The 21,547-nt window shown below is 64.1% G+C and carries 15 protein-coding genes; 10 read left to right on the top strand and 5 right to left on the bottom strand.

The window, feature by feature from the left end; all coding sequences use genetic code 11:
- Positions 1 to 57: 57 nt before the first annotated feature.
- The 4 genes from FJ936_RS12600 to FJ936_RS12585 all read right to left on the bottom strand — a co-directional run bounded on the left by FJ936_RS12600 (position 58) and on the right by FJ936_RS12585 (position 6,031).
- The gene (locus tag FJ936_RS12600; RefSeq protein WP_141906627.1) at positions 58 to 1,407 is read right to left on the bottom strand and encodes an FAD-binding oxidoreductase; all 1,350 of its coding nucleotides are present in this window, start codon (positions 1,405 to 1,407) and stop codon (positions 58 to 60) included.
- A 2-nt stretch (positions 1,408 to 1,409) separates the two neighbouring features.
- The gene (locus FJ936_RS12595; RefSeq protein ID WP_141906626.1) at positions 1,410 to 2,843 is read right to left on the bottom strand and encodes a UbiA family prenyltransferase; all 1,434 of its coding nucleotides are present in this window, start codon (positions 2,841 to 2,843) and stop codon (positions 1,410 to 1,412) included.
- Positions 2,844 to 3,066: 223 nt separating this feature from the next.
- Entirely contained in the window at positions 3,067 to 3,330 is a 264-nt protein-coding gene (locus tag FJ936_RS12590) for a hypothetical protein (protein ID WP_015317401.1), read from the bottom strand.
- A gap of 214 nt (positions 3,331 to 3,544) precedes the next feature.
- A complete protein-coding gene (locus FJ936_RS12585) occupies positions 3,545 to 6,031 on the bottom strand; it encodes a mechanosensitive ion channel family protein (RefSeq protein ID WP_141906625.1) in 2,487 nt (828 codons plus the stop codon).
- Between the two features lie 196 nt (positions 6,032 to 6,227).
- Between FJ936_RS12585 and FJ936_RS12580 the strand changes: the two genes are divergently transcribed.
- The 5 genes from FJ936_RS12580 (at position 6,228) to FJ936_RS12560 (ending at position 12,981) form a co-directional block, all read left to right on the top strand.
- On the top strand, positions 6,228 to 7,487 hold the full coding sequence (locus tag FJ936_RS12580) for a sarcosine oxidase subunit beta (RefSeq protein ID WP_141906624.1): 1,260 nt from the start codon (positions 6,228 to 6,230) through the stop codon (positions 7,485 to 7,487).
- A gap of 24 nt (positions 7,488 to 7,511) precedes the next feature.
- Complete coding sequence (locus FJ936_RS12575; protein WP_141906623.1) at positions 7,512 to 7,808, top strand: sarcosine oxidase subunit delta; 297 nt, start codon at positions 7,512 to 7,514, stop codon at positions 7,806 to 7,808.
- Complete coding sequence (locus tag FJ936_RS12570; protein ID WP_141906622.1) at positions 7,805 to 10,798, top strand: sarcosine oxidase subunit alpha; 2,994 nt, start codon at positions 7,805 to 7,807, stop codon at positions 10,796 to 10,798. Before FJ936_RS12575 ends, FJ936_RS12570 begins: the two co-directional genes overlap by 4 nt.
- Entirely contained in the window at positions 10,791 to 11,378 is a 588-nt protein-coding gene (locus FJ936_RS12565; RefSeq protein ID WP_140714808.1) for a sarcosine oxidase subunit gamma, read from the top strand. The genes FJ936_RS12570 and FJ936_RS12565 overlap by 8 nt, the downstream gene beginning before the upstream one ends.
- Before the next feature lie 160 nt (positions 11,379 to 11,538).
- Complete coding sequence (locus FJ936_RS12560; protein ID WP_140661032.1) at positions 11,539 to 12,981, top strand: MFS transporter; 1,443 nt, start codon at positions 11,539 to 11,541, stop codon at positions 12,979 to 12,981.
- Positions 12,982 to 13,003: 22 nt separating this feature from the next.
- Here FJ936_RS12560 and FJ936_RS12555 read toward each other — a convergent pair whose 3' ends face one another.
- Positions 13,004 to 13,708, bottom strand: a complete 705-nt coding sequence (locus tag FJ936_RS12555; RefSeq protein ID WP_041163815.1) for a nitroreductase — start codon at positions 13,706 to 13,708, stop codon at positions 13,004 to 13,006.
- 225 nt (positions 13,709 to 13,933) lie between these two features.
- Here FJ936_RS12555 and FJ936_RS12550 point away from each other — a divergent pair, with 225 nt between their 5' ends.
- The 5 genes from FJ936_RS12550 to FJ936_RS12530 all read left to right on the top strand — a co-directional run bounded on the left by FJ936_RS12550 (position 13,934) and on the right by FJ936_RS12530 (position 21,538).
- Entirely contained in the window at positions 13,934 to 14,476 is a 543-nt protein-coding gene (locus FJ936_RS12550; RefSeq protein WP_023769828.1) for an XRE family transcriptional regulator, read from the top strand.
- Between the two features lie 70 nt (positions 14,477 to 14,546).
- Positions 14,547 to 17,000, top strand: a complete 2,454-nt coding sequence (locus FJ936_RS12545) for an FAD-dependent oxidoreductase (RefSeq protein WP_140788641.1) — start codon at positions 14,547 to 14,549, stop codon at positions 16,998 to 17,000.
- On the top strand, positions 16,997 to 17,902 hold the full coding sequence (locus FJ936_RS12540) for a homocysteine S-methyltransferase family protein (RefSeq protein ID WP_140788643.1): 906 nt from the start codon (positions 16,997 to 16,999) through the stop codon (positions 17,900 to 17,902). Before FJ936_RS12545 ends, FJ936_RS12540 begins: the two co-directional genes overlap by 4 nt.
- Entirely contained in the window at positions 17,895 to 19,076 is a 1,182-nt protein-coding gene (locus FJ936_RS12535) for a pyridoxal phosphate-dependent aminotransferase (protein WP_140714798.1), read from the top strand. Before FJ936_RS12540 ends, FJ936_RS12535 begins: the two co-directional genes overlap by 8 nt.
- The gene (locus FJ936_RS12530) at positions 19,073 to 21,538 is read left to right on the top strand and encodes an FAD-dependent oxidoreductase (protein ID WP_140788645.1); all 2,466 of its coding nucleotides are present in this window, start codon (positions 19,073 to 19,075) and stop codon (positions 21,536 to 21,538) included. The genes FJ936_RS12535 and FJ936_RS12530 overlap by 4 nt, the downstream gene beginning before the upstream one ends.
- Positions 21,539 to 21,547: the final 9 nt, after the last annotated feature.

Raw genomic sequence — 21,547 nt, 5'->3', positions numbered from 1 at the left:
TTTTTGGGTAAATCTGGATGTTAAACTTTCGTAAACCACGATTCATTCTAAGTTTACCTATTCGGCTGCCTCTGCATCGCGCCGCCGCGGGTCGACAATCCCGGCCGTGCGCGCCCAGAAGTCGGACATGAAGGCGGGATCGCGCAGCGCTTCCAGCCTCGGCCACTCCGGGAACGAAGCAACGAAGGTTGCAGCACTCATGCGCGCATCCTTGTAAGGGTTGACCGCCCCACCAGCCGCGATCGTCATGCGGTCGAGTTCGTCGAGCAGGGCAAGTGTCGCCGCTCCCCTGTTGGGGAAGTCCAGCGTCAGCGTGTAACCCGGACGAGGGAACGACAGCAGCGCCGGCGAGCGGACCCCACCGAAGCGCTTCAAGACTGTGAGGAACGACCCCTGCCCGGCCTGCCTGGCCGCCGCGAGCAGTGCCGGCACGATTGCGCGGGCGGCCTCTTCCGGGACCACGCTCTGATGCTGGAACAGCCCCTTCGGTCCATAGAGCCTGTTCCAGTCGCGCGCACCGTCGAGAGGGAAGAAGAAGCCCTGGTATTCGACCTGGCGCGGCACCTTGGCCTGCCCCTTTTTCCACCTGTAGGCGGCGTTGAAAGCGGTCAGGAACGGCCGGCTGAGCACGTTGAAAGGCGGCTGGAGCGGAACGGAGAATTTCGCGCTCGCACGCGCGGCCGCGTGCGAGCCGTGCTCGGCGTGGTTGCCGGTAAACAGCAGCCCCCGTCCGCTGTTGCGGCCACCGGCGAGCTGGTCGATCCAGGCGACGGCATATTCATTGGCCTGGTCCGCCGCTTCGGCAAGGTCGAAATATTCGCGGAGGTCGCGAAACCGCGTCGTCTTTTCCACGATATCGAGCGACGGAATCCGCATCAGCCGGATCGAAGCCGAGAGGATCAGGCCGGTGAGCCCCATGCCGCCGATGGTCGCCCGAAACAGGCGCGGATTGTCGGTCGCAGAGCAGCGATAGCTGTGTCCATCCGACCGAAGCAGCGTGAAACTTTCCACATGGCAACCGAACGTACCGCGCCGGTGATGGTTCTTGCCATGGACATCGTTGGCAATGGCGCCGCCGAGCGTGACGAATTGTGTGCCGGGCACCACCGCCGGGAAGAAGCCATGAGGCGCGGCATGTGCAATGACATCCGCGAGCAGCACCCCGGCATCCGCTTCGAGCAGACCGCTCTCGGCGTTGAAGCCGCGAATGCGGTTCAGGGGCCGCATGTCGATGACGGTGCCGAGCTGGTTCTGGCAGGAATCGCCGTAGGATCGGCCGTTGCCATAGGCAAGCAGCGACGCTTGCCTGGCCTGGCCGCCCTTCAGCAGCGCAATGGCGTCATCGGCGTGGATCGCCCTTGCCGCTGGCGGCGTGGCAAGGCCAAAGCTCTGGAAGCGTTCCGCCATGCCTACCAGCCTCCGATGACCAGCAGCACCGCGCCGATCGCCACCACGATCTGGCTGCGCCAGTCGCGAATGATGAAGACGACCGGGTCGTCGTGCATTTCGTCGCGGCGCGCCAGGATCCAGACACGCATGGTGAGATAAAGCACGATCGGCGCCAGCGGCCAGATCAGCCAGGGATGCGGATAGAGTTCGCGCACCGCGACGCTGTCCATGTAGAGCGCCAACACCAGCGCCGAGGAGAACGCCGAAGCCATGCCGGCCTGGGCGACAATCTCCTGGTCTTCGGTGCGATAGCCGCGGCCGGCAATGCGTTCGCCGGGCGGAATGGCTGTGGTGCGCAATTCGACAAAGCGCTTCACCAGTGCCAGCGACAGGAAGAAGAAGATCGAGAAAGCGAGCAGCCAGAACGAGACGTCGACGCCCGTGGCGGCCGCGCCGGCCAGCACACGAATGGTGTAGAGGCCGGCAAGCGTCAGCACGTCGACCAGAAGCATGCGCTTGAACGACAGCGAATAGGCCGTGGTAACGACCATGTAGCCGCCGAGCACAGCCAGGAATTCAAGCGACAGGAACAACCCGGTGCCGACGCCGATCGCCAGCAGCACCGCGATTGCGCCAAGGCCGAACGGAATAGACAGCGCACCGCTGGCGAACGGCCTGTTGCGCTTGGTCAGATGCTTGCGATCGAGCGCAAGGTCGAAGAAATCATTGAGGATATAGATCGCCGACGCCACCGCGCTGAACGAGATGAACGCCAGCAGGCATTCCCAGATCATGTTGGAATTGAAATATTCGTGCGACAGCATCATCGGCACGGCGATCAGCGAATTCTTCAGCCACTGGTGGACGCGCAGCATCTTGACGATGGTCCGCAATGTCGGCTTGGGCGCCGGCATCGTTTCGGCGCCATGCGCCGCCTGCCAGCGCGCGGCATGACGGTCCGGCGCCACCACGATCGCGCTGCGTGCCGCGTCGAAGACCTGGAGGTCGTGGCGGCTGTTGCCGGCATAGTCGAAACCGGCATCGCCATAGGCCGCAAGGAGCGAGGCTCGCTTCTTTCCCGAAGTGAGATTGTCGAGACCCTCGGTGGCCAGTACCCGGTCGAAAATGCCGAGATGGACAGCAATGGCGTCGGCGAACTTACGCGGCGTGCCGGTGGCCAGCACGAGCTTGCGGCCCTCGGCGTGCTCGGTGCGGAGCCGGTCGAGCAGGGGCGCCCGATAGGGCAGCGAGGCGGGGTCGATGTCGATGCGTTGGGCGATCGCCTGCTTCAGCCGCGCCGGTCCGCCGGCCGCCCAGAAAGGCACCAGGAAGAAATAGAGTGGGTTCTTCTTGAGGAGGATGAACAATCCTTCCCACAAAAGGTCCGTCGCGATCAGCGTGCCGTCGAGATCGACCGCAAGCGGTATTGCGTTCCTGTCCGACCGCGCGTCCATGCCCGTCCTGCCCTGCCAGCGTCTGATCCGGAAACCCGAACCCGTTGAGCGCCGTATTTCGGCGTCTTGATGCTGGTATAGCGGGGATCGCCTAGCGAACATTAAAACGTACGGTTGCAAAGGGCTGCCGCCGCGGTATTTCCATCGTCATTGTTAAACAACAGCTACCGGAAACAATAAAAGGCCGAGCAAACGCCCGGCCTTTCCAATCATCACACCGAGATTACTTGATGCGGGCGACGCCGCCTGAAATCTCGACGGTTTCCGAACCGGTCAGGGCTTCAAGGTCGCCATTGGGCAAGGTGACAAAACAGCCGCTCTGGCAGAACTCGACGGTTTCACCGCCAGCCAGCGCAAGCTCGGTCTTGCTGCCGCCCTCGGTCACGACCAGCGTGCGCGTCTCGGCGTCCTTGTTGACCGCGCTGGCGGCATGGGCCGAGCCGCTCACGGCGAGCAAGGCCACGGCAGCGACGAGAGACTTCCACATTTGCAATATCGGTGTTCCCACCGCCTCTGTTGCATTTCCACAAGGCATTCTCGCCTTTGCATGGGAGCTTATATGAGATGGAAGCTGAACCGCAACTGAATGCCGCATTCATGCCGCAATTGGCTTTGGCTTTCGCACATACCCACCCTGTCAATCTGGCCGCGCGGCAATGCGGTGCTCTCGGCAATGGCAGCCCGGCAGGAGGATCCAGAGCCTAGTCCGGATCGGGTTTCTTCGACTTGCGCTGCTTCGGCAGCTTTTTCGCTTCGGCCCCGGCTTGCGCCTTGGCCTCTTCCCGTTCGGCGAAATCGGCCTCGATCTTGTCGTCGTCGGTCGGCCATGCCACGTGCTTCTTGGCCTCGACGACCGCGCGCGGCGTGGACGGGATTTCGATGTGCTGGTCGTCGAATCTTTCCAGCACGGTGAAGCGGACGTCGTTCTGCACGACGTTGCCGTTCATCACATCGGCCAGGAACACGCGGATCTCGAATTCGAGCGCGGCGGGTCCAAAATTGGAAAACAAGACGAAAGGCTCGGGGTTCTTCAGCACCAGCGGATGGCTGCGCGCGATGTCTAGCAGCACCGCGTGGACCTGCTTGACGTCGCTGCCATAGGCGACGCCCACCTTGATGTCGATGCGGCCGAGCTTGTTGCGGTGCGTCCAGTTGCCGACGGCGTTGTTGATCAGGTTCGAATTGGGCAGGATCACCGACTGCCGCTGAAAAGTCTCGATCTCCGTGGCACGCACGCTGATCTTCTTGACCGTGCCGCTGACGTCGCCGGCCACGATCCAGTCGCCGACCTTGAACGGCCGCTCGGCCAGAAGGATCAGGCCGGAGACGAAATTCGACACCACATTCTGCAGGCCAAAGCCGATACCGAGGGAAAGCGCACCCGCGACCAGCGCCAGGCTGGAGAGGTCGATGCCGGCCGCAGAGATGCCGACCAGCGCGGCGAGCGCAACGCCGGCATAGCCGACCGCCAGCCGGATCGAGTTGCGCACTCCGGTGTCGACCTTGCCGCGCGCCATGACCGAGCCGTCGAGCCAGCCCTGGAACCAGCGCGTCAGGAAATAGCCGATGACGAAGACGACGATGCCCGAAAGGATGCCGGTGACCGAAATGGTCACCGAACCGATATTGATTCCGGTTGCGAGCTTGTACGCCCACGCCTCGATATCGCCGGGCTGGAAGCCCCACATCAAAAGGATCAACGGCAGAAACACCAGCACGATCATCACGTTGATGGCGATGCTGACGACAAGACCGAGCTGGTCGAGTGCGGTATCTTCATAGCTGGAATTGGCCGACAGCCAACGCCCGACCGAGGTGTTGGCGAAAGCGCCCTCCTCGCCGATCGCCTGCGCCGACAGGAAGCCGATATAGGCCGTTATCAGCGCGGTGCCGGTGACCACGACTTGCAGCGAGACGAACAGGGCAAGGCCGATATAACCGAGCAGCGCCGCGACGATGGTGAAAAGCCCCAGCCCGAGCGAGGTGTAGCGCAGCCAGGCCGGCCACGGGCGCCAGCTTCCGTCACGCGCCCTGAACGGCCTCAGCATCGCCATCAGGATCAGGATGACGCCGACGATGATGGTGGCCACGAAACTGCGCGCGATGGTCAGCGACAGCGGCGACCCCATCTTGTCGTTGACGACCGACAGGAAGGTGTTGAAGCTGATGACTACGGCCATGGCGGTGGTCAGGCGGACCAGCCAGCGCGCCGGCCCGGTTTCGACGGGGATGAGCCGCCAGTTGGGCAAACGCGGCTCGAGTGCCGCGTTGGTCAGCCGATTGACACAGAACACCACGCCGATGACGGTGGCCAACGCATTGAGGAAGAGGCCGATATCGCCGCGCAACACGTTGTAATAATTGAAAAAGAAGATCGTCGAGCCGAGAAAGGCGGCGACCGCCAGCGTCGGCAGCAAGGTCGACCAGAAGGCCACCGACAGGCGGCTGAGATAGGATGGGTCCTCATTGGTCGGATCGGCCTCGAACACCCGCCCGAACAGGCGCCTCCCGCCGACCAGCAGCACCAGCGCCAGGCCGAGCGCCACGAAGGTGGCGGCCAGGATAGCCTGGAACTTGAACTTGATGGCGAAGCTCAGCCAGGACGACACCGCCTTGTAGAAATTGCCGAACTCGTCGCGCGCGTCGGAAAACACCTGCGGGCTCAGCGCGTCCGAGAGCACGTAGCGCTTGGTCAAAAGATTGCGGAACAGCGCGCTGCGCATGTTGCCGATCTTGTCGATCAGCCCGCTGATGCGGATCGACAAGGATTGAGCTTGCGCAATGACCGCGTTGATCTCGGCCTTTTCGGACGTCAGCCCCTCGCGTTCGGCGCTGACGATGTCGGGCTCAGCCGGTTGGCCGGCGGCGGGTGGCGGCCCGAGCTGTTCGAGCCTGCTGTTGATTTCGCCTAGGCGTGTGCGGAACGCCAGCGCGCTGGTCAGCGATTGCCGTGACAATTCCTCAAGTTGGAGGCGGATGTCGACAAGGTTGCTGTCGTCCTCGCCATCCTGCTGTATCTGCTTCTCGAAATTGTCGGCCTTGGTCGTAAGGCCCTGGATGATTTTCTGCTGGTCGGCGACCAGTCCGGCGGGCGCCTGGCCAACGCCTTGCGCCGCCGCCTCGAACGACAGTGGCGCCGAAACGACAAGCGCCAGGACCAGGATGAGGCGAAGCAATCGAAAAAACATGATGGATTGGCGACTCGCGGGCGGCAAAGGCATTCAAAAAGCCTGTCCTTGATAAAGACGGCCATATCATGGGGCAAGTCACCGCGACGATCGCGCTCATCAAGCGTCGGCCAGTCGAAAGGCGATGGCGCAATATTGGCTTTGTATCAGCCCCCTGCTCTATAGTCTGCCGCATCGCCCGAACCGGATGACAATGATGGCAGAGTACTCGGCCTTTTCGCTGCTTGCGAACGCGCTCAAGGGAAACAAGGACTGGAAGCCGGCCTGGCGCAAGCCGGATCCGAAGGCATCCTACGACGTCATCATCATCGGCGGCGGCGGGCATGGACTGGCGACCGCCTACTATCTAGCCAAGGAACACGGCATCACCAATGTCGCGGTGCTGGAGAAAGGCTGGCTGGGCTCCGGCAATGTCGGCCGCAACACCACGGCCGTTCGCTCAAATTACCTGCTGCCCGCCAACACCCGCTTCTACGAACATTCGATGAAGCTGTGGGAAAACCTGTCGCACGAGCTCAATTACAACGTCATGTTCTCGCAGCGCGGCTGCCTGAACCTGGCGCATACGCCGGCTCAGTTCGACGACTACGCAAGACGCGGCAACGCGATGCGCCATCTCGGCGTCGATGCGGAATTGATGACACCAGCCGAGATCAAGCGCCTGATCCCGGCGCTCGACATCTCCGACGGTGCACGCTTTCCCGTGGTCGGCGGCCTGATGCAGCGGCGGGCCGGCACCGCCCGGCACGACGCCGTCGCCTGGGGCTATGCCCGCGGCGCCGACCGGCGCGGCGTCGACATCATCGAGAATTGCGAGGTCACCGGCTTCCTGCGCGAGGGCGACCGGGTTACCGGCGTTGCCACCTCGCGCGGCGATATCAGGGCCAAGAAGGTAGCGGTCGCGGTGGCTGGCAGCACCGGACGGGTCATGCAACTGGCCGGCGTCGAGACGATGCCGATCGAAAGCCATGTGCTGCAGGCCTTCGTCACCGAATCGCTGAAACCCTTCATCGACACGGTCGTGACCTTCGGCATGGGCCATTTCTACATGTCGCAGTCCGACAAGGGCGGCCTTGTCTATGGCGGCGACATCGACGGTTACAACAGCTACGCCCAGCGCGGAAACCTGCCCATCGTTGACGAGGTGATGAGCGAGATGCTGGCGCTTTTCCCGGGCCTTGCGCGTGTGCGCATGCTGCGCTCCTGGGGCGGCGTCTGCGACATGTCGATGGACGGCTCGCCGATCATCACCATGGGTCCCCTGCCCGGCATGTATCTCAATTGCGGCTGGTGCTATGGCGGCTTCAAGGCAACGCCCGCTTCCGGCTGGTGCTTTGCCTGGACCATCGCCAAGGATCAGCCTCACGATTTCAACGCCCCGTTCACGCTGGAGCGCTTTCATCGCGGGCTGGTGATCGACGACAAGGGCCAGGGTGCAAACCCGAGGCTTCACTAGACAAGGCTTCATTAGGAACATTCCGTGCTGATCACTTGCCCCTATTGCGGCCCGCGCGATGTCATCGAGTTCACCTATCAGGGTGACGGCAACCGCGAACGTCCCGACCCCGCCTCGCAGAATTTCGAGGCCTGGAATGCCTATGTCTACGACCGGCTGAACCCGGCCGGCGACCACAATGAGATCTGGCAGCATTCCGGCGGCTGCCGCGCGCATCTCAGGGTCGTGCGCAACACGCTGACGCATGAGATTTCCAGTGTCGCCTTCGCGCACGGCGACCACGGCTCGGCCGCGCGCCGCAAGGCGGAGGACAAGCCATGAGCCCGCGCCGCACCGATACCGGCGGCCGCATAGACCGGCTGAAGACGATCCGCTTCACCTTCGACGGCGTTGCCTATGCCGGGCATGGCGGCGACACGCTGGCGTCCGCGCTGCTGGCCAATGGCGTCACCCTGTTCGGGCGTTCTTTCAAATACCATCGGCCGCGCGGCCTGCTGAGCGCGGGCGTCGAGGAGCCCAACGCGCTGGTCACGGTGCTGAAGGGCGAAGTGCGCGAACCCAACATCCCGGCGACCATGGTCGAGATCCATGACGGGCTGGTCGCCGTCAGCCAGAACCGTTTCCCCTCGCTTGCCTTCGACATCCATGCCGTCAACCAGCTCGGCGGAAAACTGCTGTCGGCCGGGTTTTACTACAAGACCTTCATGGGACCGGTTGTCGGCCCGCTGAAAGGCACGCGCTTCTGGATGTTCTGCGAGCATTTCATCCGCCGCGCCGCCGGCCTCGGCAGCGCCGGATCGGCGAAGGACCCGGCCCGCTACGAGCGCATGAACGCCTTTTGCGACGTGCTTGTGGTCGGCTCAGGACCGGCCGGCCTGATGGCCGCCAAGGCAGCCGCCGATCAGGGCGCCCGCGTCATCCTGGCCGATCTCGAGCCGCGCTTCGGCGGTTCGGCCAACTGGTCCGGCGAAACCATCGATGGCGCGCCCGCCGCTGATTGGGTGCGACGCACCGTGGCCCAGCTTGAGGCGCGAGACAATGTCCGGCTTCTGCCGCGCACCACCGTCTGGGGCTACTACGATAACAATACGCTTGCCGCGCTCGAGCGGGTCAGCGATCACAAGGCGCAGCCCGCCAAGGGGGAGCCGCGCCATCGCTACTGGGCGATCCGCGCCGGCTCCGTCGTGCTGGCCACCGGCGCCTTCGAAAGGCCGCTGGTGTTTCCCGGCAATGACCGGCCCGGCGTGATGCTGGCGCATGCGGCGGAGCGCTACGCCAACGAATTCGGCGTGCTGCCGGGGCAGCGGATCGTGCTGTTCACCAACAATGACAGCGCCTACCGCTCGGCGCTGGCGCTGAAGCAGGCAGGTGCGGCGATCGTTGCCATCGTCGACGTGCGCCCGCAACCATCCGCCGAGATGGGCGCGCTGGCCGGCGAAGCCGAGGCGGAACTGCTTTCCGGCCATGCGGTGGTCGCCACGGAAGGCGGCAAGGCCTTGTCCGGCCTCAAGGTTCAGCGCTTCGACATGGTCGCGGGCGCGCTGAGCGGCGACGCGCGCAGCATCCATGCCGATTGCCTGTTGATGTCCGGCGGCTGGTCGCCGACCATCCATCTGGCCAGCCAGGCCGGCGCCAAGGCTGAATGGAACGCGGCCCGGCAGGCCTTCCTGCCCCCCAAGCCGACGCAAAGCTGGATCGGCGCCGGCGCGTTCACCGGCAGCTTTTCGACGGGAGAGGCAATCGCCGAAGGGCGCGCCGCAGGCCTTGCCGCGAGTGGCGGCACCGCCACGCCGACGGCGCTGCCCACTGTCGAGGCAGCTCCCGGAGATCCAGATCCCGCGCCTGTGTTCGAAATCAAGGGCAGCGGCAAGAGCTTCGTCGACTTCCAGCACGACGTCACGGCGGAGGATGTCCGCCTGGCGCATCGCGAAGGCTTCGTCTCGGTCGAGCACCTGAAGCGCTACACCACACTCGGCATGGCCACCGACCAGGGCAAGAGCTCCAACGTCCCCGGCCTCGCCATCATGGCGGTAGCGCTGGGCAAACCGATCCCGGAAGTCGGCACCACCCGTTTCCGGCCACCTTTCGCGCCGGTGTCGGTCGGCTCGCTGGCAGCGGAGCGCTTCGGCGATCTCAAGCCCGAGCGGCTGACACCGATGCATGACTGGCATGTCGGCAATGGCGCGACCATGTACTCCGCCGGCCTCTGGTACCGGCCGATGATCTACGGGCTTTCGGGCGAAACCGTCGAACAGGCCTATGTGCGCGAAGCCAAGGCGACGCGCGAAAGCGCGGGCATCGTCGATGTCTCGACGCTGGGCAAGATCGCCGTGCAGGGTCCCGACGCCGCGGCGTTCCTCGACCGTGTCTACACCAACATGTTCTCGACGCTCGCCGTCGGCAAGGCGCGCTACGGGCTGATGCTGCGCGAGGACGGCTTTGCCTTCGATGACGGCACCACATGGCGCCTGGGCGAACAGGATTTCCTGATGACCACCACCACGGCCAATGCCGGCAAGGTGATGCAGCATCTGGAATATTTCCTCGACGTGATCTGGCCGGAACTCAAGGTCCACGTCACCTCGGTGACCGACGAATGGGCGGGAGCCGCCATCGGCGGGCCGAAAGCGCGGCAGATTTTGGCCGCCTGCGTCACCGGCACTGCCGTGGACAATGCCACCTTGCCCTTCATGGGCATCGTCCACGGCGAGATCGCAGGCGTTCCGGTGATGATTTGCCGGCTTTCCTTCTCCGGCGAAATGGCCTTCGAGGTTTATTCCGGCGCCGGCCACGGCACCCATGTCTGGGAAGCACTGGTCGAAGCCGGCAAGCCGTTCGGGCTGGTCACTTACGGCCTCGAGGCGCTGGGCACGATGCGCATCGAGAAAGGCCATGTCACCGGCGCCGAGATTGATGGCCGCACCACGGCGCGCGACCTGCATCTCGACTGGATGCTGTCGAAGAAGAAGCCGTTCATCGGCTCCGCGATGATGGATCGGGAAGGTCTCGTCGCGTCCGAGCGGCTGGAACTGGTCGGCCTGATCGCGCTCGACAACCGGCCGCTCAATGGCGGCGCGCACATTGTCGAGGACGTCGACGAAGCCAATCCGCACGGCTCGATCGGGCACATCACCGCCTGCTGCTATTCGCCGGCGCTCGGCAAGCATATCGCGCTGGCGCTGGTCAAGGGCGGCAAGGCCAGGCACGGCACGCGTGCGCATGTCTCCGATCCCTTGCGCAACCGCTTCGGGCCCGTGGAGATCGTCTCCAACCACTTCTACGATCCGGAAGGGACCCGCATGCATGGCTGAGCGTCAATCGCCCCTCGAGCCGGAGTTCCATGTCGGCTCGCACGGCAATTTCGAACATGGCGTCGAGATCCTGCTCACCGAAACCAGGCCGGGCTCGATCGTGCAACTCGCGGCATGGCCAGGCGAGGAGAAGAAACTGATGGAGGCCATCCGCACCGTCACCGGGCTTGCTCTGCCCGATGGCGCCGGCGGCGGCTCGAGCGACGGCGTGAAAGCGGTATTCGGCTTCGCGCCGGGAAAATTCACGGTGACCGATGAAGCCGAAGGACTGGCCCTAGCATTGACCAAGGCGGTAACGCCGGCGATCGGCACGGTGACGGACCTGTCGCATGGCCGCACCGCGATCCGCATTGCCGGGCCGAAAGCCGAATGGGTGCTGTCGAAATTCTTCGCCATCGACTTCGCCCTGCCTGCCTTTCCGGTCGGCGCCGGCCGCTCGACAACGCATCACGATGTCTTCGCCCAGATCCAGCGCACCGGCACCGACCAGTTCGACATCTATGTCTTTCGCTCCTTCGCGCGCTCGTTCTGGAAGGCGCTCTGCCACGCCAGCGAGGAAGTCGGTTACGAGGTGCAGTAGGCATGCGGTCTTAGAGCCGCGGCCTCTGGCCTCAATGCCGGCTGGTTCTGCCGCTAGAGAATCCTGCCGAAGGCGCCCAAGGTGGAAAACGTGGTCGTCCAACCGGCCCGAGGGGTGAAAATCCCGGTTTAGAGTCGGCATATTTGGTTCGAACATCCCCATGACCGCTGAACTATCCACCGGCGCTACCGATCGCGCCGATGTGCCGGCCAGAGCCGTGCTCCTGCTGCCGCTGACGGTCGCCTGCGGCGTGTTCATGACCAGCCTCGACCAGAATGTCGTGGTGACGGCGCTGCCGGGCATCAGCGAAAGCCTTGGCCGTCCGCCAAGCCAGCTCGGCCTGCTGATCACCGTCTACGTCGCCAGCCTGATCATCTCGATGCCGCTCGGCGGCTGGGCGGCCGACCGTTTCGGCCTGCGCAACGTCTATTGCTTTGCCTTGCTGGTGTTTGCCGCTTCTTCGGCCATGTGCGGGCTCTCGAACGACCTCTGGATGCTGGTTAGCGCCCGCGCGCTGCAGGGCTTCGGCGGCGCGCTGATGGGAACGCTCGGCCAGGTCGTCATCCTGTCGACCTTCCCGCGCAGCCGGACCTTGAAGATCAACATGTACATCTCGCTGGCCGGCCAGTCCGGACCGCTGGTCGGTCCGCTCGTCGGCGGCGCGCTGACCACCTACATCTCCTGGCGCTGGATCTTCTTCATCAACGTGCCGTTCGCGCTCGCGGCCGCAATTCTTGCCGCCTCGCTGTTCCCGACAATGACCAAGCCGGTGCGCACGCGGTTCGATTTTCCAGGCTTTTTGCTGGTCGGCAGCGGCATGGTGCTGCTGGTCTTCGGCATGGACTCGCTGGCGGCGAAAGACGCCGCCGGCGGCATGATCGCGGCCGAGCTTGCGCTGGCGCTCATCATCCTGACGGCCGCCTCCTTCTACTGCCTTCGCGTGCGCAATCCGCTGCTCGATCTCAAGCTCCTGCGCATCCGCACCTTCCGCATCTCGTTTCTTACCGGCGGCGGCCTTGACACGATCGGTCTCAGCTCCGTCGTCTTCCTGCTGCCGCTGATGTTCCAGCTCGGCTTCGGCATGAGCGCGGTGCAGGCGGGATCGCTGACCTTCGTGGCGGCGGTCGGTTCGGTGGGTATGCGTATCTTCATGCCACGCCTCCTCAACCGTTTCGGTTTTCGCCGCGTGCTGGTCTTCAACACGCCCGTCGTTGCAGCCATGGTCGCGGGCTTCGCCTTGGTGCAGGCAACGACCCCGGTCTGGATCACGCTCACCTATATCTTCGTCTTCGGCGTCTTCCGCTCGGTGCAATGGGCCTCAACCGGCAACCTCGCCTATTCCGACATCGCGCCCGAACAGCTCGCCCGTTTCAGCGCGCTCTACTATATCCTGTGGCAACTGGCGGTCGCCATCAGCGTCGGGCTGGCGGCTGCGATGCTGTCGTTTCTCGCCGGCGGCGGGCCGGCCGTCGCCAGCGACTTCCGGATCCTGTTCGTGATCGAAGGCGTCATCACGCTCTGCGCGCTATCAGCCTATCTCAAGCTGACGCCGCAGGACGGCGCCCATGTCAGTGGCCACGGCGCGCACATGAATACGGAATAGCGGGCTTGCGCCGGACGGGAGCCTATTCGCTGAACGTCACCCATTCCTCGAGCGGCTCACGCTCGGTGCGGAAGGCGTTCTCGGGCTTGGAAGTGTCTTCATAGCCGAGCGCCATGCCGCAGACGACGATCTCCTCGTCGGGAATGCCGAGCACCGGCCGGATCTGCCGGTGATAGGGCGCGAAGGCCGCTTGCGGACAGGTATGCAGACCCCTGCCCCGCGCCGCGACCATGATGTTTTGCAGGAACATGCCGTAATCGATCCACGAACCCTGGTTGAGCCGGCGGTCGATGGTGAAGATCATGCCGACCGGAGCGTCGAAGAAAACGAAGTTGCGGTCGTGCTGGGCGCGCATCTTGTCGACTTCCCTACGGCCTATGCCGAGCGCGCCATAGAGGCCGAACCCGTTGGCCCGGCGGCGGGTGAGATAAGGCTCGAAGAACTGGGTGGGATAATAGCGATATTCGTCCCAGTCGGCTTTTTCCGCGCGGATTCCGGAATTCATGATGGCATCCGTGATCCGCTGCTTGCTCCCGCCCTTGGTAACGTAGACGCGCCACGGCTGCATGTTGGTGCCGGAAGGAGCGCGCGCCGCAACAGTCAGTATGTCACGGATCGTCTCGTCGTCGATCATGTCGGGCAGAAATGCGCGCACCGAACGGCGCGACATGATCGCATCGTCGACGATTTCGGCGTCAACCGCGATTCGAGCCTTCTTTTCCAGCATGGGCCGTCCCTTAGCCGTGTTCTCGATCGGACGTCCCCACTCGCCGCTCGCGGCGGAGGCTTTGCATGAACCGTCAAAATCCTGCAAGCAAATCTTGAGCATTGGTGAAAATCTACTTGATTTTTTCATGAGCTTCATTTCTCATGAAATTCGCCTGAAAATTTTCATGAAGTGAGCGATTTGGCCTCCCCTACCGCACGAACATTGCAGGGACCTGGCGAACGAGTGCTGGCCGGCGACATCAGGGCGTTGCGCCGGGTGCGCGGGCTTACGCTGGCCGAGATCGCGCTGAAGCTGGGCCGTTCGGTCGGCTGGGTCAGCCAGGTCGAGCGCGGTCTGTCGACGCCGTCGCTCAGCGATCTCAGGGCCTTCGCCGAGTTGTTCGGCGTGCCGATCAGCCTCTTCTTCAGCCATGACGTGCCCGTGGAAAGCGAGCGCGGCGTCGTGGTACGCGCCGGCAAGCGCCGCACGCTTGGCACCAGCGAATCCGGCCTCGTGGAGGAGCTTCTGTCACCGGACCTCGGTGGTACCTTCGAGATGGTGCGGTCTGTCTTCGCGCCGGGCGCGGAGTTGAAGAACGAGGCCCGCCGGCCGACCGAGGAGGCCGGATACATCGCGTCCGGGCAGTTCGACATCGAGATTGCGGGCGTCTGGCACCGGCTTGGCGAAGGCGACTCCTTCCGCTTCGAAGGCAAGCCTTACCGCTGGCGCAATCCAGGCAGCGAACCGGCGGTTGTCATCTGGGTGGTGTCGCCACCGGTCTATTGATGCATGTCGCCGACGACATGCATCCATAAAGCAAAAGAAGCGCGGCGCGCTTGAAGATTGGGAGAAGAACATGGCGGGTTTGCCGAGCACGGCGCGCGTGGTGATCATCGGAGGTGGCGTTGTCGGCACCTCGTCGCTCTATCACCTGGCCAAGGCCGGCTGGACCGACTGCGTGCTCCTGGAAAAGAACGAGCTGACCTCCGGCTCGACCTGGCATGCGGCCGGCAATGTGCCCACCTTCTCCTCCTCCTGGTCGCTGATGAACATGCAGCGCTATTCGACCGAGCTCTATCGCGGCTTGGCCGACGCCGTCGACTATCCCATGAACTACCATGTCACCGGCTCGCTCAGGCTCGCCCACACAAAGGAACGCATCCAGGAATTCCAGCGCGCCAAGGGCATGGGCCGTTACCAAGGCATGGACATAGACGTGATCGGGCTCGACGAGATCAAGCGCCGCTACCCCTTCCTCGAAACGCATGAGTTGAAGGGCGCGCTGTACGATCCGAGCGACGGCGACATCGACCCGGCACAGCTGACGCAGGCGCTGGCCAAGGGCGCGCGCGACATGGGTGCGAAAATCATCCGGTTCTGCCCCGTGACAGGCGTGCGCCGCGAAAAGGACGAGTGGGTGGTCGAGACACCGCAAGGCGAGATCCGCTGCGAGATCGTCGTCAATGCAGCCGGCTACCGTGCCGCCGAAGTCGGCAGGATGTTCGGCCGCGAAGTGCCGATGATGGTGATGAGCCACCAGTACATTTTGTTCGAGGAAATCCCCGAACTCGCCGCCTGGTCGAAGGAACAGGGCAAGAAGCTGCCGCTGCTGCGCGACGTCGATATTTCCTATTATCTGCGCCAGGAAAAGGCGGGCATGAATCTCGGCCCCTATGAGCGCAATTGCCGCGCGCATTGGGCCACCCACAACGACCCCATGCCGGACGACTTTTCCTTCCAGCTCTTCCCCGACGACCTCGACCGGCTGGAACATTATCTGGCCGACGCCGTCGCCCGTGTGCCGATCCTCGGCACCGCCGGCCTCTCCAAGGTCATCAACGGCCCGATCCCTTATGCGCCGGATGGCAATCCGCTGATCGGGCCGATGCCCGGCGTTCCCAACGCCTTCGAGGCTTGCGTCTTCACTTTCGGCATCGCCCAGGGCGGCGGTGCCGGCAAGGTGCTGGCCGAATGGGTGACGCAAGGCCAGACCGAATGGGACATGTGGTCGTGCGATCCGCGCCGCTTCACCTCCTTTGCTTCCGCGCCGGACTATTGCGTGGCCAAGGGCATGGAGATCTATGGCAACGAATACGCCATCCAGTTCCCGCGCCATGCCTGGCCGGAAGGACGTGACAGGAAACTGTCGCCGATCCACGATCGCATCAAGGCGCTGGGTGCCCGTTTCGACGCCTACAATGGCTGGGAACGCGCCACCTGGTACGCGCGGGACGGCGACGACGTCTCCGAGGAAGCCACGCTGACCTTCCGCCGCGACGGGCCTTGGCAGCAGCGCGTGCGCGAAGAGTGCCTGGCTGTCCGCGACGCTGCCGGCATCCTCGACCTGCCCGGCTTCTCGCGCTTCAATCTCGAAGGCCCTGGTGCCGCCGAATGGCTGAGCCGGCAGGTGACCGGCCTGGTGCCGAAGCCCGGCCGCATCGGCCTCGTCTATTTCTCCGATGACAAGGGCCGCATCGTCACCGAAATGTCGGTGGTGCGCCATGGCGAGGAGTCCATGACGCTGATCACCGCGGCGGTGGCACAGTGGCATGACTTCGAATGGCTGAAATCGCACATGCCCGGGGATGCGGCGTTCAAGCTGATCGACCGGACGGAAGAATTCTCCACGCAGATCCTGGCCGGTCCCAACTCGCGAAAAATCCTTGCCGACGTCTGTGACGCCGACCTGACCTTGCCTTGGCTGACGCATCAGGAAACCAGGATTGCCGGGCGCTGGGCCAGGCTGGTCCGCGTCTCCTTCGCCGGCGAGCTCGGCTGGGAGATCCACACCAGGGTCGACGACACTGCCGCGATCTTCGATACGATCTGCGCTGCCGGGCAGAATCATGGGCTGAAGCCGTTTGGCATGTACGCACTGGATTCGCTGCGGCTCGAAAAAGGCTACCGCACCTGGAAGGGCGACCTGTCGACCGACTATTCGATCCTGCAGGGCGGTCTGGAGCGCTTCGTCAAATGGGAAAAGCCCGATTTCCGCGGCAAGGCGGCCCTCCAGAACGAAAAACAGCAAGGCGTGAAGAAGCGCTTCGTCACGCTGGTGGTCGAAGATCCCGGCGACTGCGACGCACCTTACATGTCGACGCTCTGGCACGACGGCCAGATCGTCGGCGAGACGACGTCGGGGGGCTGGGGCCATCGCGTCGACAAGTCGATCGCGCTCGGCATGCTGCGCGCCGACCTGACCGAACCCGGCACATCAGTGGAGGTCGAGATCTTCGGCGATCGCTTCACGGCGGTCGTGCAACAGGACGAGCCATTGTGGGATCCCAGGAACGAAAGACTGCGTGCATGAAGAACGTTGTCCTCACCGATGGCGGCATGGGCCAGGAGCTGGTGCGGCGCAGCCAGTCCGAGCCGACACCGCTGTGGTCGGCCAGGGTGCTGATCGACGAACCGGACCTTGTGCGCGGCCTGCATGCTGAATTCATCAACGCCGGCGCCCGCGTCATCACCATCAACACCTATTCGGCGACGCCCGAACGCCTGGCGCGCGAAGGTGCGGAAGACCTGTTCAAGCCATTGCAGAAGCGTGGCATCGAGCTCGCCAGGCAAGCGCGCGACGAGGCCGGCGACGCGGCGATCGCCGGCTGCCTGTCGCCGCTCTTCGGCAGCTACGCGCCGGCGCTGACGATCTCCTACCAGGAGACGCTCGACATCTACCGCCGCATCGTCGCCGAGCAGGCGGACGGTGTCGACCTGTTCCTTTGCGAGACCATGGCGTCGTCGGAGGAAGCGCGCGCGGCGGTCACCGCCGCATCGGAAAGCGGCAAGCCTGTCTGGGTGTCATGGACGCTGGCCGATCACGGCACGCCGCGCTTGCGCAGCGGCGAGACGATTGCGTCGTCGGCCGATGCGCTCGGAAATCTGCCGGTGGCGGCGCGACTGCTCAACTGCTGCCGCCCCGAGGCGATCGCGGCGGCCTTGCCTGAACTGATCGAGCTCGGCGGCCCGGTCGGTGCCTATGCCAATGGCTTCACGTCCACCGAAGCGCTCAAGCATGGCGGCACGGTGGATGTACTGCATGCCCGCCACGACCTCGGTCCGGATGCCTACGCCGACCAGGCCATCGGCTGGGTGGAAGCGGGTGCGGACATCGTCGGCGGTTGCTGCGAGGTCGGTCCTGCCCATATCGCCGCCTTGCGCGACCGGCTGCAACAGGACGGCTACGCGATCACGGGAGTCTCACATGCCTAAACCATCATCGCGCATCACCGGCATTGTTCCATCGGGCAAGGACGGCTGGGAAGTTCATTTCGCCGCCTGGGCCCGCAAGGAAGCCGGCGAGGACATTATCATGCTGTCGGTCGGCGACCACGATTTCGACACGCCGTCGGAGACGATCGAAGCCTGCGTTGCGGCGGTTCGCGGCAGCAACCATCACTACACGCCGCTGCCCGGCCTGCCGCGCCTGCGCAAGGCGATGGCGGCGGCCTCCAGCGCCTGCACCGGTGTCGAGACGACGCCGGAAGAGGTCATCGCCACGCCGGGCGGCCAGGCAGCACTTTACGCGGCCGTGCAGGCCGTTCTCGACCCGGGCGACCACGCCATCGTGGTTGCCCCCTACTATGCCACCTATCCCAACACCTTCAGTGCCGCCGGTGCCAGCTTCACCGTCGTCGAGACACCGGCCGAGGATGGGTTCCAACCGCGCGCGGACATGATCCGTGCGGCACTCAAGCCCAACACGCGCGCCATACTGATCAACACGCCGAACAACCCGACCGGTGCCGTCTATTCGCGCGAGCGGCTGGAACAGCTGGCCGAAATCTGCCGCGAGCACGATCTCTGGCTGCTGTCCGATGAGGTCTATTGGACGCTGGGCGGCGGCGAGCATGTCTCGCCGCGCTCGCTGCCCGGCATGGCCGAGCGCACGCTGGTGATCAATTCGATGTCCAAGAGCCACGGCATGACTGGTTGGCGCATGGGCTGGCTGACCGGTCCGGAAAAAATGATCACACTGCTGATCAATCTCAATTTGGTGACGACCTACGGCCTGCCGGCCTTCATCTCCATCGCTTGCACCGAGGCGCTGGAGCAGCACCATGGCGTCAAGGACATCGCCGAACGCTACGCGGCGCGCCGCACCGTTCTGCTCGATGCCGTGCGCGGCATGAACGATGTCACCGTGCGCGGTTCCGAAGGCGGCATGTATGTCATGCTCGACATATCCGATGTCGAACCCGACGACGAGAAATTCGCCTTCGCCTTCCTCGACAAGGAGAAGGTCGGCGTCATGCCGGGCTCGAGTTTCGGCGAAGCCGCGGCCGGCCATATCAGAATTAGCCTGTGCCAGCCCGAACCCGTGCTCAGGGAAGCAGCCGCCCGGCTGCGCCGTTTCGTTTCCAGCTACCGTCGTGAGGCCGCATGACCGCCAGGAGCCTTCCCACGAAAGCCATCCCCACCAAGGCAAGGGCCGTCATCATCGGCGGCGGCGTCTCCGGCTGCTCGGTCGCCTACCATCTGGCCAAGCTTGGCTGGACCGACATCGTGCTTCTGGAGCGCAAGCAACTGACCTCGGGCACGACATGGCACGCCGCCGGGCTGATCGGACAGTTGCGCGGCTCGCAGAACATGACCCGGCTGGCGAAATATTCGGCCGATCTCTACGTCAAGCTGGAAGCAGAGACCGAGGTCGGCACCGGCATGCGCCAGGTCGGCTCGATCACCGTGGCGCTGACCGAAGAGCGCAAGCACGAGATCTACCGGCAGGCGTCGCTCGCCCGCGCCTTCGACGTCGACGTGCGCGAGATTTCTCCCAATGAGGTCAAGGAGATGTACCCGCATCTCAATGTCTCGGACGTGGTCGGCGCCGTGCATCTGCCGCTCGACGGCCAGTGCGACCCGGCCAACATCGCCATGGCGCTGGCCAAGGGTGCGCGCCAACGCGGCGCCACAATCGCGGAGAATGTGAAGGTCACCAAGGTCCATACGAAAAATGGCCGCGTCTCCGGCGTGTCCTGGGCGCAAGGCGAAGGCCAGGGCACGATCGAGACCGACATCGTCATCAACTGCGCCGGCATGTGGGCGCGCGACCTCGGCGCCCAGAACGGCGTGAACATCCCACTGCACGCCTGCGAGCACTTTTATCTGGTCACCGAGCCGATCCCCGGCCTTGGCCGCCTGCCGGTGCTGCGCGTGCCGGACGAGTGCGCCTACTACAAGGAAGACGCCGGCAAGATGATGCTCGGCGCCTTCGAGCCGGTGGCCAAGCCATGGGGCATGGACGGCATCCGCGAGGATTTCTGCTTCGACCAGTTGCCGGAGGACATGGACCATTTCGAACCGATCCTCGAAATGGGCGTTAGCCGCATGCCGATGCTGGCGACCGCCGGCATCCACACTTTCTTCAACGGGCCTGAAAGTTTCACCCCTGACGACCGCTATTATCTCGGCGAGGCGCCGGAGTTGCGCGGCTACTGGATGGCGACCGGCTACAATTCGATCGGCATCGTCTCGTCGGGCGGCGCCGGCATGGCGCTGGCGCAGTGGATCAACGATGGCGAAGCCCCGTTCGACCTGTGGGAAGTCGACATCCGCCGCACTCAACCCTTCCAGAAGAACCGCCGCTATCTCAAGGAACGCGTCTCCGAAACGCTCGGCCTGCTTTATGCCGACCATTTCCCCTATCGCCAGATGGCAACCTCGCGTGGTGTGCGCCGCTCGCCCCTGCACGAGCATCTGAAGGCGCGCGGCGCCGTGTTCGGCGAAGTCGCCGGCTGGGAGCGTGCCAACTGGTTCGCCCGCGAAGGCCAGGAGCGCGAATATCGCTATTCCTGGAAACGGCAGAACTGGTTCGACAACCAGCGCGAGGAGCATCTGGCGGTCCGCGACAAGGTCGGCCTGTTCGACATGACGTCGTTCGGCAAGATCCGCGTCGAGGGCCGCGACGCCTGTACCTTCCTGCAAAGGCTCTGCGCCAACGACATGGATGTGGCGCCGGGCAGGATCGTCTACACGCAAATGCTCAACCAGCGCGGCGGCATAGAGAGCGACCTCACCGTGTCGCGGCTTTCGGATACGGCCTATTTCCTCGTCGTGCCGGGCGCCACGCTGCAGCGCGACCTCGCCTGGCTGCGGCGGCATGTCGGCGACCAGTTCGTCATCATCACGGACGTAACCGCCGCTGAAAGCGTGCTCTGCGTGATGGGCCCGGATGCGCGAAAACTGATCCAGAAGGTCAGCCCCAACGACTTCTCCAACGAGAACAATCCGTTCGGCACGTTCCAGGAGATCGAAATCGGCATGGGCCTCGCCCGGGCGCACCGCGTCACCTATGTCGGAGAGCTCGGCTGGGAGCTTTACATCTCGACCGAACAGGCCGCCCATGTCTTCGAGGCCATCGATGAGGCCGGCGCCGATGTCGGGCTAAAGCTCTGTGGACTGCACACGCTGGATTCCTGCCGCATAGAAAAGGCTTTCCGCCATTTCGGACACGACATCACCGATGAGGACAATGTGTTGGAGGCGGGCCTCGGCTTCGCGGTGAAGACGGCCAAGGGCGATTTCATCGGCCGCGATGCCGTGCTGAAGAAGAAGGAGGCCGGATTGGACCGCCGCCTGGTCCAGTTCCGCCTCAAGGACCCGCAGCCCCTGCTCTTCCACAACGAAGCGATCCTGCGCGACGGCAAGATCATCGGTCCGATCACTTCGGGCAATTACGGCCACCATCTCGGCGGAGCGATCGGGCTGGGCTATGTGCCGTGCCAAGGGCAGAGCGAGGCGGATGTGCTCGCCTCGACTTATGAAATCGAGATCGCCGGCGAACGGTTTGCGGCTGAGGCATCGCTGAAACCGATGTACGATCCGAAGTCGGAACGGACGAAGGTGTAGCGGCGCTTT

It is taken from the genome of Mesorhizobium sp. B2-4-13 (assembly GCF_006658535.1).
GTDB classification, from domain to species: domain Bacteria; phylum Pseudomonadota; class Alphaproteobacteria; order Rhizobiales; family Rhizobiaceae; genus Mesorhizobium; species Mesorhizobium australicum.
Note: the sequence above shows the minus strand (reverse complement) of the source record. Positions and strands in the feature narration are given on the sequence as shown.

Bases quoted from the DNA above. Each gene is read 5' to 3' on its own strand.
- FJ936_RS12565 (WP_140714808.1), top strand. From the start codon at position 10,791: ATGGCTGAGCGTCAATCGCCCCTCGAGCCGGAGTTCCATGTCGGCTCG.
- FJ936_RS12560 (WP_140661032.1), top strand. From the start codon at position 11,539: ATGACCGCTGAACTATCCACCGGCGCTACCGATCGCGCCGATGTGCCG.
- FJ936_RS12530 (WP_140788645.1), top strand. From the start codon at position 19,073: ATGACCGCCAGGAGCCTTCCCACGAAAGCCATCCCCACCAAGGCAAGG.
- FJ936_RS12590 (WP_015317401.1), bottom strand. From the start codon at position 3,330: ATGTGGAAGTCTCTCGTCGCTGCCGTGGCCTTGCTCGCCGTGAGCGGC.
- FJ936_RS12600 (WP_141906627.1), bottom strand. From the start codon at position 1,407: ATGGCGGAACGCTTCCAGAGCTTTGGCCTTGCCACGCCGCCAGCGGCA.
- FJ936_RS12570 (WP_141906622.1), top strand. From the start codon at position 7,805: ATGAGCCCGCGCCGCACCGATACCGGCGGCCGCATAGACCGGCTGAAG.
- FJ936_RS12595 (WP_141906626.1), bottom strand. From the start codon at position 2,843: ATGGACGCGCGGTCGGACAGGAACGCAATACCGCTTGCGGTCGATCTC.
- FJ936_RS12540 (WP_140788643.1), top strand. From the start codon at position 16,997: ATGAAGAACGTTGTCCTCACCGATGGCGGCATGGGCCAGGAGCTGGTG.
- FJ936_RS12580 (WP_141906624.1), top strand. From the start codon at position 6,228: ATGGCAGAGTACTCGGCCTTTTCGCTGCTTGCGAACGCGCTCAAGGGA.
- FJ936_RS12585 (WP_141906625.1), bottom strand. From the start codon at position 6,031: ATGTTTTTTCGATTGCTTCGCCTCATCCTGGTCCTGGCGCTTGTCGTT.
- FJ936_RS12555 (WP_041163815.1), bottom strand. From the start codon at position 13,708: ATGCTGGAAAAGAAGGCTCGAATCGCGGTTGACGCCGAAATCGTCGAC.
- FJ936_RS12535 (WP_140714798.1), top strand. From the start codon at position 17,895: ATGCCTAAACCATCATCGCGCATCACCGGCATTGTTCCATCGGGCAAG.
- FJ936_RS12545 (WP_140788641.1), top strand. From the start codon at position 14,547: ATGGCGGGTTTGCCGAGCACGGCGCGCGTGGTGATCATCGGAGGTGGC.